Source organism: Phenylobacterium sp. LjRoot97, assembly GCF_964254345.1.
Lineage (GTDB): Bacteria > Pseudomonadota > Alphaproteobacteria > Caulobacterales > Caulobacteraceae > Phenylobacterium.
The window spans coordinates 148481-165071 of sequence record NZ_CAXUTH020000001.1 but is presented as its reverse complement, the minus strand read 5'-3'; the positions used below and the strand labels follow the sequence as shown (position 1 = coordinate 165071).

Genomic DNA, 16591 nt, shown 5'->3' with positions numbered 1-16591 from the left:
GCCTCTTTCGCCGCTTCCGCCCCTGCGCTAGCGTCCGCGCCAATCAATTGCAGACGCGGGAGACGGACATGAAAGCGGTGCTCAGCAAGGTGACGGGCGGACCCGAAACCCTGGTGTACGAGGACGTTCCCGCGCCGGAGGCCAAGCCTGGCCATGCGGTCATTTCGGTCAAGGCGGTCGGCGTCAACTTCCCCGACGTGCTGATGATCGAGGACAAGTACCAGTCCAAGCCGCCGCGCCCGTTCTCGCCGGGCGGCGAGCTGTCGGGCGTGGTCAAGGCGGTCGGCGAAGGCGTCACCAACGTCAAGGTCGGCGACCGCATTCTGGCCAACACCGGCTCGGGCGGCATGGCTGAGGAAGTCCTGCTCCCGGCCAACCGCCTGTGGCACATCCCCGACTCCATGCCGCACGACATCGCCGCGGCGTTCATCCTCACCTACGGCACCTCGTGGCACTCGCTGAAGGACCGCGCCGACCTGAAGACCGGCGAGACCCTGCTGGTCCTGGGCGCCGCCGGCGGCGTCGGCCTGGCGGCCGTCGAACTGGGCAAGGCGATGGGCGCGCGGGTCATCGCCGCGTGCTCCAGCCAGGAGAAGGTCGATCTGGCGATCAAGCACGGCGCCGACGCCGGCGTGGTCTACGGCCGCGGTCCGTTCGACCGCGACGGCCAGAAGGCGCTGGGCCAGCTGTTCAAGGAGGCCGGCGGTGAACACGGCTTCGACGTGATCTATGACGCCATCGGCGGCGACTACGCCGAGCCGGCGCTGCGCTCGATCGCCTGGGAAGGCCGCTACCTGGTGGTCGGCTTCGCGGCCGGCGACATTCCGAAGATTCCGCTGAACCTTGCCCTGCTCAAGGGTTGCCAGATCGTCGGCGTGTTCTGGGGCACCTGGGCGGCGCGCAATCCCGAACTGTTCGCCAAGAGCATCGACGAGCTGCTCGAGCTCCACGCCCAGGGCAAGGTCACGCCGCACGTCTCCGAGCGCTTCCCGCTCGAGCGGGGAGCCGACGCGATCGCCCACCTGGGCAGCCGCAAGGCCATGGGCAAGGTCGTCGTCACCATCGACTGACGACGCTGAAGTGGAAGCCGCCGAAACGGCTTCCACTTTCTCCTGCCCCGCTCTAGTTATCGCCGATCACATAAAAAAGATCGGGAGCGGAATATGGCGAGACGTCTGGACGGCAAGGTGGCGCTGATCACCGGCGGCGCATCGGGAATCGGGCTCGGCACGGTCGAGCTGTTCGTCGCCGAAGGCGCCCAGGTGGTGGCGGCCGACATCCAGGACGAAAAAGGCGCGATGCTCGAGAAGCGCTTCCCCGGCAAAGTCGCCTACGCCCACTGCGACGTCACCAGCGAAGCCGAGATCGAAGCCGCGCTGCAGAAGGCCAAGACCGAGTTCGGCGGCCTCGACATCCTGTTCAACAACGCCGGCATCTCCGACCGCATGACCTCGATCGGCGAGATCACCGCCGACGGCTGGAGCTGGATCTTCGACATCCTGGTGCGCGGCCCGGCGCTGGGCATGAAGCACGCCGTGCCGCTGATGCTGGAGCGCGGCGGCGGCTCGATCGTCAACACCGCTTCGATCGCGGGCCTGCAGGCCGGCTTCGGCCCCATCGCCTATTCGACCGCCAAGGCCGGCGTCATCCACATGAGCCGCGTGGCCGCCGCGCAGCTGTCGCCGCAGAAGATCCGCGTCAACGCCATCTGCCCCGGCCTGATCGCCACCTCGATCTTCGGCGCCTCGTTCGGTCTGCCGCGCGAGGTCGCCGACCAGATGGCCGCCCGCGTCGCCGAGAACGCCGCCGCAGCCCAGCCGGTGCCGAAGGCCGGCCTCCCGGACGATATCGCCCAGGCCGCGCTCTACCTCGCCTCCGACGCCGCCGCCTTCGTGTCCGGCACCCACATCGTGGTCGACGGCGGCATCACCGTCGGCGGCCGCCACTCGTGGGACGCCGCCATGGTCTCGCCGTTCGCCACCATCCTGGGCGACCTGACGCCGCCGGCGCAGTCTTGAGCGAGAGCGCCGGAAAGCCGCGTCTGGACCACAACGTCGAGGGGGCCCTCTGGATGGTCGCCTCGGCGCTCGGCTTCACGGCCATGACCACCCTGATCAAGTATCTGGGCGACGACTATCCGGCCGCCCTACAGACCTTCTATCGGCAGCTGGCCGGCTTCATCGTGCTGCTGCCGATCATCCTCAAGCGCCGCGGCGCGGCATTCGCCACCACGCGGCCGGGCATTCTGATCTTCCGCTCGGCCGCCGGCACCCTGGGGATGATCCTGTCGTTCTACGCCTTCCAGAAGATGCCGTTGGCCGACGCCAACGCGCTCTCCTTCACCCGCACGCTCTGGCTGGTGCCGCTGGCCGCCCTGGTGGTTCGCGAGACGGTCGGGCCGTTGCGCATCGGCGCGGCCGTCGTCGGGTTCATCGGCGTGCTGATCATGCTGCGCCCTGGCGCGGGCGGCGAGTTCGCCATCGGCTGGCCCGCGGCGGCCATGCTGGCCTCGTCCTTCCTGTTCGCCCTGACGATCACCGGCATGAAGGTGATGACCCGCGACCATTCGCCCACCGTGCTGCTGGTCTGGGCCGCGACGCTCGGCTTGGTCATGGGCATCCCTGGCGCCTTCTTCACTTGGCGCTGGCCCGAGCCCTTCGACCTGCTGCTGCTCGGCGCCATGGGCGTGCTCGGGACCATCACCCAGGGCTGCTACATCAAGGGCATGGCGATCGGCGACGCCGCGGCGATGGCGCCGATCGACTACATCCGCCTGGTGTTCACGGTGATCGTCGGGGTGACCCTGTTCCACGAGATCCCGACCATCTGGACCATCGCCGGGGCCGGGGTTGTCGTCGCCTCGACCCTGCTGATCACCTGGCGGGAGGCCGCGTTGAACCGGGCAGCCCGCAAGGCCAGCGCCGGACACGAGACCGCGGGCTAGTCCTCCTGGCGCTTCATGCGCTCGAGGATCTCCAGGGCCTCAGCCTTGTGCCTGGGCTTCAGGTGGCGGCCGACGACGGCCAGCAGGGCGGCGAACACCGCCGCGTCGTCGGTGAATCCCACCACCGCCAACACATCTGGGATCGCGTCAGTGGGCAGCACGAAGTAGGCGAGCCCCGCCATCATCATCGCCCGGGCCGCGGTCGGGGTCGCCGGATCCCTGGCGCAGAACCACACCGACAGGGCGTCGCCGGCGAATGGGATCTTGGCCGCCACCCGCCGGATCTTCGGCCAGAAGCCGCGGGCCACGCGGCGTTCATTGACCCGCGCCACGGCCGGGGTGAGCGCCCGCGAGGGGTCGAGGGCCTGCTGGGCGTCGAAAGCCTCGCCGTTGACGTGGGGTGACGCTTTTGAGTCCGCGCTCATCGGGCTAAAGCCTCGGATAACGAGATCCTATTAGACGTGAACGGGAGCCAAGCGTCCATGAAACTCGATTCCTCCATCGCTGCGGTCGTCACCGGCGGCGCCTCCGGCCTCGGCGAGGCCACCGTCCGCGCCCTCGCCGCCCAAGGCGTCAAGTGCGCCATCTTCGACATGAACGAAGCCAAGGGCGAAGCCGTCGCCAAGGAAGTGGGCGGCGTGTTCTGCAAGGTCAATGTGACCTCCGAGGAAGAAGTCGACGCGGCCTTCGCCAAGGCCCGCGCCGCGCACGGCCAGGAGCGCATCCTGGTCAACTGCGCCGGCACCGGCAACGCGATCAAGACCGCCAGCCGCGACAAGCAGACCGGCGAGGCCAAGCACTTCCCGCTCGACGCCTTCAACCTGATCATCCAGATCAACCTGGTCGGCACCTTCCGCTGCATCGCCAAGTCGGCGAAGGGCATGCTGGATCTCGAGCCGATCGACGGCGAGCGCGGCGCGATCGTCAACACCGCCTCGGTCGCGGCCGAGGACGGCCAGATGGGCCAGGCGGCCTATTCGGCCTCCAAGGGCGGCGTGGTCGGCATGACCCTGCCCATCGCCCGCGACCTGTCGGGCGACGGCATCCGCGTGAACACCATCCTGCCGGGCATCTTCAACACCCCGCTGATGAACGCCGCCCCGCCGCAGGTGAAGGAAGCCCTGGCCCAGTCGGTGCCGTTCCCCAAGCGCCTCGGCAGCGCCGAGGACTACGCGTCGCTGGCTCTGGAAATGATCACCAACGGCTACTTCAACGGCGAGGACGTCCGCCTCGACGGCGCCATCCGCATGGCGCCCCGCTAAGGGACCTGGCGAGGGCCGCCCGACCCGGCGGCCCTCGTGACTTTTCAGTGACGCTTTACCTCGCGGCCATTTAGGCGTTCCGTATCGCCTGAACTTCGTGGGGGGCTTAGAAAGCGCCATGATGGGTCGATGGGCGCAGCGGTTCGCCACTGCGATGGAGCGCCCTGTCCTCGCCTATGGAGCTGCGCTCGGCGCCGTCGCCGCCGCCGCCCTGCTGCGCGCCGCCACCGGCGCGGTGATGGCCCAACCGCCCAACTACATGACCTTCTATCCGGCCGTGCTGTTCGCCACCCTGGTGGCCGGCGCACGCGGGGGCTTGGCCGCGACGCTGGTCAGCGCCCTCCTGGTCGCCGCTCTCTGGCTCGATGCCCAGCAGGGCGTGTTCACCGCCATATTCATCGCCACCGCCGCCGCGACGGTGCTGATCGGCCGCGCGATCCGCACCGCGGTCCTGCGCGGCGTCGAAGCCGAGGAGCGCTTCCGCATCTTCCAGGAACAGGCGCGCGAGGGCTTCGTCATCGTCGAACCCGTGCGCGACCAGGGGCGGATCGTCGACTTCCGCTGCTCCTACGCCAACCCGGCCGCCGAGAAGATGTCCCGGGCCGGCGCCCGCGGGCTGAAGGGCCGCCGGATCAGGGAGGTGCTGCCCGACGACAACGGCCGTCTGATGTTCGATCGCCTGGAGGCGCTCTACCACGCAGGCGGTTCGGACGACGTCGAGGTGCGCCGGGTCATCGGCGGCAAACCGCTGTTCATCCGATCCAGCGGCGTGAGGCTGCCCGACGGGCTGGCCGTGTCATTCCGCGACGTCACCGGTCAGCGACAGTCCGAGCAGGCCCTGCGAACCGGCGAAGCGCGGGTCCGCGCCCTGCTCGACAGCCTGCCCCAGCTGATCTGGTCGACCCGCGGCGACGGCTATTGCGACTATCTCAGCCCGCAATGGATCGAGTTCACCGGCGTGCCGGCCGAGGGCCATTTCGACACCGGCTGGCAGAATTCGATCCATCCCGAAGATCGCGACGCGGTCTCCCAGGCCTGGATCCAGGCGGTGAACGGGGGGCTGCCCTACGACGTCGAGTATCGATTGCGGCGGTACGACGGGGTCTGGCGTTGGATGACCGCCCGCGCGTCGGCCGTGCGCGGCGACGACGGCCGCGTCACCCGCTGGTTCGGCACCAGCAGCGACATCACCGAGGTGGTGCAGGCCCGCACCGAGCTCGAGGAACGCGTCGCCGTCCGCTCGCGCGAGCTGGAGCGCAGCCTGGCCGAGCGCGCCGAGACTGAGGCGGCCCTGGCGCAGGCCCAGCGGCTGGAGACCGTGGGACGGCTGACCGGCGGCGTCGCCCACGACTTCAACAACCTGCTGACCGTCGTCATCGGCGGCCTGGACATGATCTTGCAGCACCCGGATGACCGCTCACGGGTCGCCCGGCTGGCCGAGGCCGCGCTCGCCGCCGGCCGGCGCGGCGAGCAGCTGGTGCGCCAGCTGATGGCCTTCTCGCGCCGCCAGGAACTGAAGCTGGAGCTCGTCGACGTGCCTGGCCTGATCGAGCAGATCGAGCCGCTGGTGCGCCGCGCTATCGGCGAAGACCTCAATCTGACCATCCGCCACGACGGCGCAGTCGGACTGAGCCGGCTCGATCCAGCCCAGTTCGAGGCGGCGCTGCTCAATCTCGTGGTCAACGCCGCCGACGCCGCGCCGCCGCAGGGAGGCGACATCGAGATCGCCCTGCAGCAGCGGCGACTGGCCGACGGCGAGGTCGCCGGCGCGGCGGCGGGGGACTATGTGAGCGTGGCGGTGTCCGACAACGGCGCCGGCATGGCGCCAGATATCCTCGCGCGGGCGTTCGAGCCATTCTTCACCACCAAGGACGTCGGCAAGGGCACCGGGCTAGGCCTCGCCCAGGTCTATGGGTTCATCAAGCAGGTGGGCGGGGCGGCGGCGATCTCTTCCTCCATCGGGTTCGGCACCACCGTCACCCTCTACCTCCCGGCGGCCAAGGCCGAAGCGGCGAGTCAAACCGTGAAGCCGGCGCCCAACGAGGGTGAATGGGCCCGCGGGGCCCGCGTTCTGCTGGTCGAGGACGACGCCGCCGTGCGGGCGGTGACGGAGAGCCTGCTCATCGATTTCGGGTGCCGGGTCGAGGGGGCGCCGGACGGGCCGACCGCGCTTGGCCGGCTGCAGTCGGGCGAACGGTTCGACCTGCTGATCTCGGACATCGTCATGCCGGGCGGCATGAGCGGAGTCGAACTGGCCCGCGCCGCGCGCGCGCGCGATGCGCGGCTGCCGATCGTCCTGACCAGCGGCTATGCCGGCGAGCGGCTTGGCGAGGGGGCCGAGGCCCTGGCCTGGCCGTTGCTGCGCAAGCCCTTCCGCGCCGAGCAGTTGAGCATGGCGGTGCGCGAGGCGCTCGAGCGCGGCCCGGTCGAAGCCTAGGCGTCAGCGGCGGACTCGACGCCGTCCTTGCGCAGGGTCCGGACCTGGAACGTGCCCGCCGGCGACGGCCGCAGGATCGCCTGCTCGGGCCGAGAAAGGTTGAGCCAGGCCATGCCGTCGGAGGGCGCGAGGGTGACGATCTGGCGGTCGTGATACGGCGCAACGTCTGAACCCGGCGCCGTGGTCAGCAGGCTGAAGCAGCCGTCCTTGACGACCCCGGCGATCCAGAACCAGGGCTCGCCGGCCATGGTGAAGAGGTGGCGGTCCTTGAGCTTCACCCCCGCGGCGGGCGCCGTGTATTCGATGAAGCCGTCGGCCAGCGCCAACACCCGGTCGCTGCGCGAGAAATCCCGCCCTTCCGAGCGGAAGTTGAACACCGGCGCGCCGCGCGGACCCGGCCACGCCCAGGTCATCATCGTCCCCTCAAGGCCGCTGTCGCCGCCGCGGACGACGAAGGCGCTGTCGCGAATGCGGATCGCAGGCTGGGCGTCGAGCATGTTGGGGATCCGCCCGTCCTGCCATTTGAACAGCGGCAGGCCCCGCCGGTCGAACTCCTCGATCGCGTCCTTGAGCAGCTTGTGGCGCTGGAACTCGTTGCACATGGCGCCAGCCTAGCGCGCTGATCGCAAACGAAAAGGGCGGCCGCGTCGCCGCGGCCGCCCTTCCCGATTTTGGTCCGACTGGAAGCCTTAGGCTTCTTCAGAGGCGGCCGGCTCGTCCTTCTTGGACAGATCTTCGCCGGTCTCCTGGTCGACGACCTTCATGGAGAGGCGGGTCTTGCCGCGGTCGTCGAAGCCCAGGAGCTTGACCTTCACGGCTTGGCCTTCCTGCAGCACGTCGCCGACCTTGGCGACGCGGTCGCTGGAGATCTGCGAGACGTGCACCAGGCCGTCCTTGGCGCCGAAGAAGTTCACGAAGGCGCCGAAGTCGACGATCTTGACGACCTTGCCGGTGTAGATGGCGCCGATTTCCGGCTCCGAGGCGATCGACTTGATCCACTCGCGGGCGGCATCGATCTTGTCCTGGTCAGCGGCCGCGATCTTGATGGTGCCGTCGTCGCCGATGTCGACCTTGGCGCCGGTCTTTTCCACGATCTCGCGGATGACCTTGCCGCCCGAACCGATGACTTCACGGATCTTGTCGACCGCGATCTTCATGGTTTCGATCTTCGGGGCGAACTCGCCCAGCTCGGCGCGCGGGGCTTCCATGGCCTTGGCCATTTCGTCGAGGATGTGCTTGCGGCCACCCTTCGCCTGCTCCAGCGCCTGCTTCATGATCGCTTCGGTGATGCCGGCGATCTTGATGTCCATCTGGAGCGAGGTGATGCCGTCCTCGGTGCCCGCGACCTTGAAGTCCATGTCGCCCAGGTGATCTTCGTCACCCAGGATGTCCGACAGGACCGCGAAGCCGTCCGATTCCAGGATCAGGCCCATGGCGATGCCGGAGACCGGCTTCTTCAGCGGAACGCCCGCGTCCATCAGAGCCAGCGACGAGCCGCAGACCGAGGCCATCGAGGACGAGCCGTTCGACTCGAAGATCTCGGAGACCAGGCGGATGGTGTAGGGGAACTCTTCGGTCTTCGGCAGCATCGGGCGGATCGCCCGCCAGGCCAGCTTGCCGTGACCGACTTCGCGGCGGCCCGGAGCGCCCATGCGGCCCGTCTCCCCGACCGAGAACGGCGGGAAGTTATAGTGCAGCATGAACTTCTCGTAGTACTTGCCTTCCAGCGCGTCGATCAGCTGCTCGTCGTCGCCGGTGCCCAGGGTGGCGACCACCAGGGCCTGGGTTTCCCCACGCGTGAACAGAGCCGAACCGTGAGCGCGCGGCAGCACGCCGACTTCCGAGACGATCTGGCGAACCTTGTCGACGGTGCGGCCGTCGATGCGGATGCCCGTGTCCAGGATGTTGCGACGAACGACGTCGGCTTCCAGTTCCTTGAACACGCCGCCCAGCTTGGCCGGGTCAACGCCGGTCGGGTTGGCGTCGGACTTGGCGAACTTTTCGGTCGCCTTGGCCTTCGCGGCCGAGACGGCGTCGTGACGCTGGCCCTTGGCGACGATCTTATAGGCCGCGGCCAGGTCCTTGCCGATCAGCTTCTTGACGTCGGCCTTGATGGCGTCGGTGTCGTCCGGGGTGAACTCGAAGGGTTCCTTGGCCGAGTGCTCGGCCAGTTCGATGATCGCGTCGATCACCGGCTGGATGCCGGCATGGGCGAACATCACGCCCTTCAGGACCTCATCTTCGCTGAGCTCCTGGATTTCAGATTCCACCATCATGACCGCGTCGCTGGTCGAGGCGACGACGAGGTCCATCGAGGACTCCTTCATCTCGTCGAGCGTCGGGTTCAGGACGTACTCGCCATTGACCAGGCCGACGCGCGCAGCGCCGATCGGGCCCATGAACGGGGCGCCGGAAATCACCAGGGCGGCCGAGGCGGCGACCAGGGCGACGATGTCCGGATCATTTTCCAGGTCATGCGCCAGCACGGTGGTGACGACCTGGACTTCGTTCTTGAAGCCCTTGACGAACAGCGGGCGGATCGGACGGTCGATCAGGCGCGAAGTCAGGGTTTCCTTCTGGCTCGGCGCGCCTTCGCGACGGGGGAAGGAGCCGGGGATCTTGCCCGCGGCGTAGAATTTTTCTTGGTAGTTGACGGTCAGCGGGAAGAAGTCCTGCCCCGGCTTCGCGCTCTTGGCGAAGACGGCGGTGGCCAGAACCATGGTCTCGCCATAGGTAGCCAGGACCGCGCCGTCAGCTTGACGGGCCATGCGGCCGGTTTCGAGGGTCAGCGTCTTGCCGCCCCACTCGATGGTCTTGCGCTTGATATCGAACATGTTTGCTTCTTTCTCATCCCGCGGGCGTATTCCCAACGGGGGCGGACAGGGTCGGGGTTCCGAAATCCTCTCCAAACGATCAGGCGATGAGGATTGCTGTGGAACCCTCGGCGTGTAGCGGGCGCCCCTGACTTGGACCACCCGGATCGCCGCTTTGTTCCCTTCGGCCTGTCGCGAAGGAAGCGGCGCAGTAGATATGACCTGATACGCAAAGCCCCCGGTTTCCCGGGGGCTGACCTCTCGGTCCTTAGCGGCGCAGGCCCAGCTTTTCGATCAGCGCCTGATAGCGGCCCTCGTCGGACTTCTTCAGGTGGTCGAGCAGCGAACGACGCGCAGAGACCAGCTTCAGCAGGCCGCGACGCGAGTGGTTGTCTTTCTTGTGGGTCTTGAAGTGCTCGGTGAGGTTGGAGATCCGCTCAGAGTAGATCGCCACCTGCACTTCAGCGCTTCCGGTGTCACCGGCCGAACGGCCGTGGGTCTTGATGAGCTCAGCTTTGCGCTCGAGAGTAATCGACATCGGCTAGTCTCCGCTCTTTTCCAGATGAAAGACCCGCGAAGGCTCGAGCTTGCCCGCACGCATCTCGCAGAGCGCCACCACGACCCCGTCCGACATGGCTGAAACGGTTCGAGTCCCGGGGCTTAACCGGGCCTTCAGCGCTTCGACCTGTCGGGGAACGAGAACGATCGGCCGTCCCTGCTTCAACTTGAAAGCGTCTTCGGCGGTCACGGCCAGCTCCGGGATGTCGTCCAGGGCGGTCTCGACCGGAAGCAATGCCTCCAAGCAGCCGGCCTTATGGCTCAAATCTTCCAACAATTCCAGCGTTATCGCCGAGTCCTCGCTGAACGGGCCGACACGGGTGCGCCGCAGAGCGCTGACGTGGGCGCAAGCCCCCAGCCGCTCGGCGATGTCGCGGACGATGGCCCGGACATAGGTGCCCTTGCCGCACTCGACCGCGATCTCGATGTGGTCGACGTCGGGGACGTCGATCACCCGCGCGTCGTAGATCGAGACTTCGCGCGCCTTGAGCTCGACCGTCTCGCCGGCGCGGGCCAGATCGTAGGCCCGCTCGCCGTCGACCTTCACGGCCGAGAAGGCCGGCGGGACCTGCTGAATGTCGCCGATGAACTCCGGCAACACCGCTGCGACCTGCTCGGGAGTCGGACGCACGTCGGAGGTCGCGGTCGTCGCGCCCTCGCGGTCGAAGCTGGCGGTCGTGCGGCCCCACTCGATCGTGAAGCGGTAGGCCTTGTCGGCGTCCATCAGGAACGAAACGGTCTTGGTCGCTTCGCCCAGGGCGATCGGCAGGATGCCCGTGGCCAGCGGATCGAGCGTGCCGGCATGTCCGGCCTTCTGGGCATTGAAGATCCGGCGCACGCGCCCGACGGCCTGGGTCGACCCCAAGTCGTACGACTTGTCGAGGTTGACCCAGCCGGAGATGGCGTCGCCCTTCTTGCGACGCGCCATCAGTCTTCGTCCTTCCAGGAATCCGACGGCGGCTGCGGCGTCAGGTCCTGGGCGACGCGCGGATCGTCGAACAGACGGCCAATGCGGGCCGCTTCGTCGAAGCTCTCGTCGTGCAGGAACTTCAGGTCCGGCGTAAACTTCATGTCGATCAACCGCCCCAGACGCCCGCGCAGGAACTTGGCGTGGCGGTTCAGCGCCTTGACCACGTCGCCGGCATGTTCGCCGCCGAGCGGTTCGATGAAGCAGACCGCATGGCGCAGGTCGGGGCTCATCCGGATCTCGGTCACGGTGACCGAGACGCCGACGAGCGCCTCATCGTTGAAGTCCTCCTCCCGGAGGATATCGACCAGGGCGTGGCGCATCAGTTCGCCGGCGCGAAGCTGGCGCTGGGAGGGGCCCGCCGGGGCGGCGCGACCCTTGGGGGAAGAGCGTTTCATGGACTTGCCTCTAACGACCTGGCGCGCGGATCGGACGCGGCGGCTCAGGAGAAGGGCGCGCTTCTAGGCGCGCGAGGTCAAGAAGTCCAGGCCTTAGCCCGCGCCGGTCCGCTCCCTGAAGAACGCAATGACGCGGGCCTCGGCCTCCTTGGTAGGCCCGTCTTCGGCCAAATTGATGGTCAGCACCGAGTGCGGGTGCTTCAGGCCGCCGGGCACGGCGTGCTTCGGATCGATCTCGATCGCCTCGAACTTTTCGCCGAACTCGCGCTTGTAGCTGTCGAACCGGGCGTCGGGCACGAAAGGGTCGCCATGGAAGCGCAGGCCGATCATCGACAGTCCCTCCTCGTCGAACCGCTTGCGCGCGCAGCTGACCTCGGCCGGTGAAGCGCCGATCCCGGCGGCGCGCTCCGGCTTGCTGGCGCCCAATGGCAAAGATGGCTGCGAGAGCACCGGGGCGACGACCGACGGCTCGGTCATCATCGCCAGGGCGAAGCCGCCGGTGAAGCACATGCCGACCGCCCCGACGCCCTTTCCGCCGCACTCGGCGTGGGCTTTGCGCGACAGCGCCTTCAGCCACTCGACGATCGGGCTCGACTTGTCGGACGCCCAGACGTTGAACTCGCGCCGGATGCAGATACCGCCCAGCATGGTCAGGGCGCTGAGCGGGTGGCTGGCCGGCCGTCCCGGCTCGCCGAAAAGGTGCGGGCAATAGACGGTCATGCCGGCCGCCGCGACGCGGTCGGCGAACCGAATGACCAGCGGATGCAGGCCCGGCATCTCGTGGATGACGACGACCGCGGGCCCCGAACCGCGCTTGTAGACGTTGCGCCTCCAGCGCCCGTCGTCGAAGGCGAACTTCTCGTACTGAGCCAGCGCGGCTTCGTGACCCATCGCACCCTCCCCTAACGCCGTTCGGCGGGAAGCTTAGCCCTAACGGGCCTTGGTGCGCAGCATGGAAAGATCGCCCTCGAAGCCGGACAGGCGCCAGGTCCCCTGCTCCTCGGTGAAGGTCAGCAGGCACGGGCCGTCCTTCTTGCGCGGCACGCAGACCTGGCCCTCGCCGACCGTCTTGAGCTGGCCGCCGATCACCATCGGGCCGGGCAGCGGCTTGGCCGCGTCGTAGCCGTAGTAGGCGGCGACCGAGCGGAACACGTTCGGCTGGAGCAGGGCCTCGCCGGCCAGGTCCGCCAAGGTCGGAGCGATCAGCGCGCCGAGGGCGGCCAAGCCGTCGTTCGCCCCTGACTTGCGCGTCTCGGCCATCATCCGGGTTTCGATCTGCCGCTTGAGCGCGGGGCGATCAATATGGGCCTCAAAAGCCGCCTTGTCGTTGTCGCGGATCGAAACCAGCAGGGCATGAACGTCAGCCGCGGCGTCGTAGCGTTGCGCGGTGGCGCAGGCCGAAAGGGTAAGCGCGGCCAGCGCCAGGATCAGTACTCTCATCAGGGGGTCGCCATGTGTTGGGTGTAGCGCAGCATGTCGGTGTCGTATCCCAGGGCCTTCACCCGCGCCAACAGCGCGTTGCGTTCGGCCTCCGACGGCCTTGGATCGCGGGTCAGCAACCAGAGGAAGCGGCCCGAGCCCTCCCCGACGATCGCCCACTTGTAGTCGTCGTCGCGGTCGAGCACCCAATAGTTGGTCAGCAGAGCGGGGCCAAAGAATGACACCTTGAACTTGGCCCCCAATCGGTCGCCCGCTGGCCGCGCCTTACCCTCGGACACCTTGACCGGACCACGAACAGAGTCCTTGCGGCAGCTGTTCTTCACCGACACTTCGCCCCCGGGCCGCACGGCGTATTCCGCGGTTACCGCCTCGCAGCCGTGTTCGAAGCGGTTCTCGTAGCGGGCGAACTCGTACCAGAGCCCGAGATAGCGGCTCAGTTCGACCGGCTTGGCAGGCTCGGGAACCTCATTGTTGCCGACCGGACCTCCAGCGCAGGCGGCGATGACCAACGCGCCGAGGGCGGCGGCGAGAAACGGACGCATGGCGGCTCCTGGGTTACGCCTCAGTTGGAATGCCCGCCGCCGCGAATGGCTCCGAACGCAAAAGGCCCCCGGTTTCCCGGGGGCCTGATGACTTGGATGCGGCGTGGCCTAGAGGCTGCGCGCGACCTCTTCGAGGTTGAAGCACTCGATGACGTCGCCTTCCTTGATGTCCTGGAAGCCCTCGAAGAACATCCCGCACTCGACGCCCGAGCCCACTTCGGCGACTTCATCCTTGAAGCGCTTGAGGGTCCGCAGGGTGCCCAGTTCCAGGACGACGATGTCTTCGCGGATGATCCGGACGCGAGCGCCGCGGCGAACCACGCCCTCGGTGACCCGGCAACCGGCGACACGGCCCACCTTGGTGATATCGAACACCTGCAGGACCCGCGCGTTGCCCAGGAAGGTTTCGCGTTGTTCCGGCGCCAGCATGCCCGAGAGCACGCCTTTGATGTCGTCGATCAGGTCGTAGATGATCGCGTAGTAGCGGATCTCGACGCCTTCACGTTCGGCCAGCGCCTGCGCCTGCTTGGAGGCGCGGACATTGAAGCCGATGACCGGCGCGCCCGATCCCTTGGCCAGCATGACGTCGCTTTCGCTGATCGCGCCTGCGCCCTGGAGGATGATCCGCGCGCGGACCTCGTCGGTGGCCAGCTTGTCCAGCGAACCGACGATGGCTTCGGCCGACCCCTGCACGTCCGCCTTGATGATGACCGGCAGCTCCGAGATCTTCTTGTCCTGAAGCTTGGCCATGAAGTCGGCCATGGTGACGCCGCCAGCGACCGGCGAACCGGCCTTCTCGCGCTTCACGCGGGTCCGATACTCGGTGAGCTCACGGGCGCGAGCTTCGTTTTCCACGACCGCGAAGGGCTCACCCGGGCCGGGCGTACCGTCGAGGCCGAGGATCTCCACCGGCACGGACGGGCCGGCCGAGTCCAGCTGCTCGTCGCGTTCGTTCAGCAGGGCGCGAACCCGGCCGAAGTTGGCGCCGGCCACGACGATGTCGCCGCGCTTCAAGGTGCCGCGCTTGACCAGCACGGTCGAAACCGCTCCGCGGCCGCGATCGAGCTTGGCCTCGATGACCGTGCCGTCCGCGGTGCGGTCCGGGTTGGCCTTCAGGTCCATCATTTCGGCCTGCACCAGGATCGCCTCGATGAGGTTCTCCAGGCCAGTCTTCTTCAGGGCCGAGACTTCGATGATCTGGGTGTCGCCACCAAGGCTTTCGACGACGATCTCGTGCTGCAGCAGCTCGTTGATCACCCGCTGCGGATTGGCGTCGGGCTTATCCATCTTGTTGATGGCCACGATGATCGGAGCGCCGGCCGCCTTGGCGTGCTGGATGGCTTCGGCCGTCTGCGGCATGACGCCGTCGTCAGCCGCCACGACCAGGACCACGATGTCGGTGACGTCGGCGCCGCGGGCCCGCATCGCCGAGAAGGCGGCGTGGCCAGGGGTGTCGAGGAAGGTCACCGCTTGGCCGTCGGCCAGACGCACCTGATAGGCGCCGATATGCTGGGTGATCCCGCCATGTTCGCCGCCGGCGACGTCGGCCGAACGCAGGGCGTCCAGCAGCGAGGTCTTGCCGTGGTCGACGTGGCCCATGACCGCCACGACCGGCGGGCGCGGAACCAGGTTGTCGTCGATATCCTCTTCGCCGATGAAGCCTTCTTCGACGTCGGCTTCCGAGACGCGCCTCACGGTATGGCCGAACTCGGTGGCCACCAGCTCGGCGGTGTCGTTGTCGATGACGTCGTTGATCTTCAGCATCACGCCCTGACGCATCAGGAACTTGATGATCTCGACGCCGCGGGTCGCCATCCGGTTGGCGAGTTCCGCCACGGTGATGACGTCCGGGATGACCACTTCGCGCGCGGCGCGGGCCTGTTCCTGGCCGCCGCCCTTGCGCTTTTCACGTTCACGTTCGCGCGCCCGGCGGACCGAGGCCAGCGAACGCATCCGTTCGACGGCGCCCTCATCGTCACCGGCCACGGCCTGGATGGTGAGACGGCCTTCACGGCGCTGAGCGGCGCCCTTCACACGGCTGATCGCCTTGTTCGGGGCGTTCGCGGCGGCCTTGCGGCGCGTATCCTCGTCGTCGTCGGGCCGGCGACCGGCTTCCCCAGGTCGGGGCGCCTGGCGAGCGGCGCGCTGGATTTCCGGCGTAGCCGGCGGGGCGTTCGGAGCCGCGCCGCGCGGCGGGCGCGGACCGCCGGGACGGTCGCCCGGACGACCGCCGCCCGGCGCCGGACGCGGCGCGAGGGCGGAGTAGCGGACGGGTTCGCCGCTCGGACGCGGACGATCACCCTGCGGACGATCACCATGCGGCGGACGATCACCCTGCGGGCGATTGCCTTGCGGACGGTCGCCCTGCGGGCGCGGGCCGCGGTCGTCGCGCGGCGGACGCGGAGCGTCGGCGCGTGGGGCCCGCTGGCCGAAGTTCATGTTCTCGTAGCGGCCCGGCGCGCGCTCCGGACGATAGGTCGTCGTCGTCGGACGATCGTCGCGACGCTCGCGGGAGGGTTCGTAGGTGCGGGTCTGACCCGGCGCGCCGCGATGGCTGTCCGAACGCGGACCATCCGAGCGCTGCCCCTCATGACGCGGACCTTCGTGGCGCGGCGCTTCGGAGCGCGGAGCCTCCGAGCGAGCGACGGGGGCCTGAGGCGCCGGCGGCGTGGGCGCTGGCGGGGGCGCTGGGGTCGGAGCCGGGGTCGGCGCAGCAGGCGCTTCGGCGCGGGGCGCTTCCGGAGCCGGCGCCGCAGGCGGGGCGACCGGCGCGGGCGCTTCGACAGGCTTCGCGGCGGCGGCGGCGGCCGCAGCGGCCGCGGCGCGGGCCGCTTCGGCTTCGTCGCGAGCGCGGTCCTCACGGGCGCGCTGCTCGGCGGCCTGGCGAGCCTGATGCTCGCGCGCCAGCTCGATGGCGCGCTGACGGGCGCGTTGTTCGTCGGCCGACAAGCCCGAACCGTCGTTCGACGATCCGCCCTGCGACGGACGCGGCGAGGAAGGTTGCGGCGAGTAGGCGCGCTTCTCGGCCGAGGACGGGGCAGCAAGGTTCCCCGCCGGCGCGGCATGCGTGCGCTGGCGCTTGGTCTCCACGACCACAGTCTTGGAGCGACCGTGGCTGAAGCTCTGCTTCACCGTGCCCGCGCTGACCGATCCAGCCCCACGGGGCTTGAGGGTCAGGGGAGCTCGCCCGCCAGGGGCCCGGCCGTTGTCGTTCTCGTCGCTCATGCGCT

Annotated in this window: 15 protein-coding genes; 5 read left to right on the top strand and 10 right to left on the bottom strand. The window is 68.4% G+C overall.

What is annotated here, in order from left to right:
• The first annotated feature begins 68 nt into the window (after positions 1-68).
• From ACSQ2H_RS00830 to ACSQ2H_RS00820, 3 genes are all read left to right on the top strand, one after another.
• Positions 69-1070 carry an NADPH:quinone oxidoreductase family protein gene (locus tag ACSQ2H_RS00830; RefSeq protein ID WP_436059590.1) on the top strand — a complete coding sequence of 334 codons (1002 nt, stop codon included), beginning with the start codon at positions 69-71 and terminating at the stop codon, positions 1068-1070.
• Between the two features lie 93 nt (positions 1071-1163).
• A complete protein-coding gene (locus ACSQ2H_RS00825; RefSeq protein ID WP_436059589.1) occupies positions 1164-2018 on the top strand; it encodes an SDR family NAD(P)-dependent oxidoreductase in 855 nt (284 codons plus the stop codon).
• A gap of 53 nt (positions 2019-2071) precedes the next feature.
• Positions 2072-2944 (top strand): DMT family transporter, encoded by an 873-nt coding sequence (locus tag ACSQ2H_RS00820; RefSeq protein ID WP_436063524.1) that lies wholly within the window; start codon positions 2072-2074, stop codon positions 2942-2944.
• On the opposite strand, the gene ACSQ2H_RS00815 is transcribed toward ACSQ2H_RS00820, so the two are convergent.
• Positions 2941-3369 (bottom strand): YkvA family protein, encoded by a 429-nt coding sequence (locus ACSQ2H_RS00815; protein WP_436059588.1) that lies wholly within the window; start codon positions 3367-3369, stop codon positions 2941-2943. The genes ACSQ2H_RS00820 and ACSQ2H_RS00815 overlap by 4 nt on opposite strands.
• A 57-nt stretch (positions 3370-3426) precedes the next feature.
• On the opposite strand from ACSQ2H_RS00815, the gene ACSQ2H_RS00810 reads away from it, so the two are divergent.
• Both ACSQ2H_RS00810 and ACSQ2H_RS00805 read left to right on the top strand, forming a co-directional pair.
• Positions 3427-4206, top strand: coding sequence for an SDR family NAD(P)-dependent oxidoreductase (locus ACSQ2H_RS00810; protein ID WP_056023883.1), 780 nt, complete (start codon positions 3427-3429; stop codon positions 4204-4206).
• 118 nt (positions 4207-4324) lie between these two features.
• Positions 4325-6643, top strand: a complete 2319-nt coding sequence (locus ACSQ2H_RS00805) for a PAS domain-containing protein (protein ID WP_436059587.1) — start codon at positions 4325-4327, stop codon at positions 6641-6643.
• Here the strand turns inward: ACSQ2H_RS00805 and ACSQ2H_RS00800 are convergent.
• The 9 genes from ACSQ2H_RS00800 to infB all read right to left on the bottom strand — a co-directional run bounded on the left by ACSQ2H_RS00800 (position 6640) and on the right by infB (position 16586).
• On the bottom strand, positions 6640-7245 hold the full coding sequence (locus tag ACSQ2H_RS00800) for an SOS response-associated peptidase family protein (protein WP_436059586.1): 606 nt from the start codon (positions 7243-7245) through the stop codon (positions 6640-6642). The two genes, ACSQ2H_RS00805 and ACSQ2H_RS00800, sit on opposite strands and share 4 nt — an antisense overlap.
• Positions 7246-7332: 87 nt before the next feature.
• The gene (gene pnp, locus ACSQ2H_RS00795) at positions 7333-9477 is read right to left on the bottom strand and encodes a polyribonucleotide nucleotidyltransferase (protein ID WP_436059585.1); all 2145 of its coding nucleotides are present in this window, start codon (positions 9475-9477) and stop codon (positions 7333-7335) included.
• 247 nt (positions 9478-9724) lie between these two features.
• Complete coding sequence (gene rpsO, locus ACSQ2H_RS00790) at positions 9725-9994, bottom strand: 30S ribosomal protein S15 (RefSeq protein ID WP_056023895.1); 270 nt, start codon at positions 9992-9994, stop codon at positions 9725-9727.
• A gap of 3 nt (positions 9995-9997) precedes the next feature.
• Positions 9998-10942, bottom strand: a complete 945-nt coding sequence (gene truB, locus ACSQ2H_RS00785) for a tRNA pseudouridine(55) synthase TruB (RefSeq protein WP_436059584.1) — start codon at positions 10940-10942, stop codon at positions 9998-10000.
• Entirely contained in the window at positions 10942-11379 is a 438-nt protein-coding gene (gene rbfA, locus ACSQ2H_RS00780; RefSeq protein WP_436059583.1) for a 30S ribosome-binding factor RbfA, read from the bottom strand. The genes truB and rbfA overlap by 1 nt, the downstream gene beginning before the upstream one ends.
• A 93-nt stretch (positions 11380-11472) precedes the next feature.
• Positions 11473-12270, bottom strand: coding sequence for a dienelactone hydrolase family protein (locus ACSQ2H_RS00775; protein WP_436059582.1), 798 nt, complete (start codon positions 12268-12270; stop codon positions 11473-11475).
• A 39-nt stretch (positions 12271-12309) separates the two neighbouring features.
• Positions 12310-12819: a DUF2939 domain-containing protein gene (locus tag ACSQ2H_RS00770; protein WP_436059581.1), complete on the bottom strand. Its 510-nt coding sequence runs from the start codon at positions 12817-12819 to the stop codon at positions 12310-12312.
• The gene (locus ACSQ2H_RS00765) at positions 12819-13361 is read right to left on the bottom strand and encodes a lipocalin family protein (RefSeq protein WP_436059580.1); all 543 of its coding nucleotides are present in this window, start codon (positions 13359-13361) and stop codon (positions 12819-12821) included. The genes ACSQ2H_RS00770 and ACSQ2H_RS00765 overlap by 1 nt, the downstream gene beginning before the upstream one ends.
• 108 nt (positions 13362-13469) lie before the next feature.
• The gene (gene infB / locus ACSQ2H_RS00760; protein WP_436059579.1) at positions 13470-16586 is read right to left on the bottom strand and encodes a translation initiation factor IF-2; all 3117 of its coding nucleotides are present in this window, start codon (positions 16584-16586) and stop codon (positions 13470-13472) included.
• Positions 16587-16591: the final 5 nt, after the last annotated feature.

Coding starts and splice junctions, on each gene's coding strand:
- ACSQ2H_RS00830 (WP_436059590.1), top strand. CDS start 69: ATGAAAGCGGTGCTCAGCAAGGTGACGGGCGGACCCGAAACCCTGGTG.
- ACSQ2H_RS00825 (WP_436059589.1), top strand. CDS start 1,164: ATGGCGAGACGTCTGGACGGCAAGGTGGCGCTGATCACCGGCGGCGCA.
- ACSQ2H_RS00820 (WP_436063524.1), top strand. CDS start 2,072: ATGGTCGCCTCGGCGCTCGGCTTCACGGCCATGACCACCCTGATCAAG.
- ACSQ2H_RS00815 (WP_436059588.1), bottom strand. CDS start 3,369: ATGAGCGCGGACTCAAAAGCGTCACCCCACGTCAACGGCGAGGCTTTC.
- ACSQ2H_RS00810 (WP_056023883.1), top strand. CDS start 3,427: ATGAAACTCGATTCCTCCATCGCTGCGGTCGTCACCGGCGGCGCCTCC.
- ACSQ2H_RS00805 (WP_436059587.1), top strand. CDS start 4,325: ATGATGGGTCGATGGGCGCAGCGGTTCGCCACTGCGATGGAGCGCCCT.
- ACSQ2H_RS00800 (WP_436059586.1), bottom strand. CDS start 7,245: ATGTGCAACGAGTTCCAGCGCCACAAGCTGCTCAAGGACGCGATCGAG.
- pnp (WP_436059585.1), bottom strand. CDS start 9,477: ATGTTCGATATCAAGCGCAAGACCATCGAGTGGGGCGGCAAGACGCTG.
- rpsO (WP_056023895.1), bottom strand. CDS start 9,994: ATGTCGATTACTCTCGAGCGCAAAGCTGAGCTCATCAAGACCCACGGC.
- truB (WP_436059584.1), bottom strand. CDS start 10,942: ATGGCGCGTCGCAAGAAGGGCGACGCCATCTCCGGCTGGGTCAACCTC.
- rbfA (WP_436059583.1), bottom strand. CDS start 11,379: ATGAAACGCTCTTCCCCCAAGGGTCGCGCCGCCCCGGCGGGCCCCTCC.
- ACSQ2H_RS00775 (WP_436059582.1), bottom strand. CDS start 12,270: ATGGGTCACGAAGCCGCGCTGGCTCAGTACGAGAAGTTCGCCTTCGAC.
- ACSQ2H_RS00770 (WP_436059581.1), bottom strand. CDS start 12,819: ATGAGAGTACTGATCCTGGCGCTGGCCGCGCTTACCCTTTCGGCCTGC.
- ACSQ2H_RS00765 (WP_436059580.1), bottom strand. CDS start 13,361: ATGCGTCCGTTTCTCGCCGCCGCCCTCGGCGCGTTGGTCATCGCCGCC.
- infB (WP_436059579.1), bottom strand. CDS start 16,586: ATGAGCGACGAGAACGACAACGGCCGGGCCCCTGGCGGGCGAGCTCCC.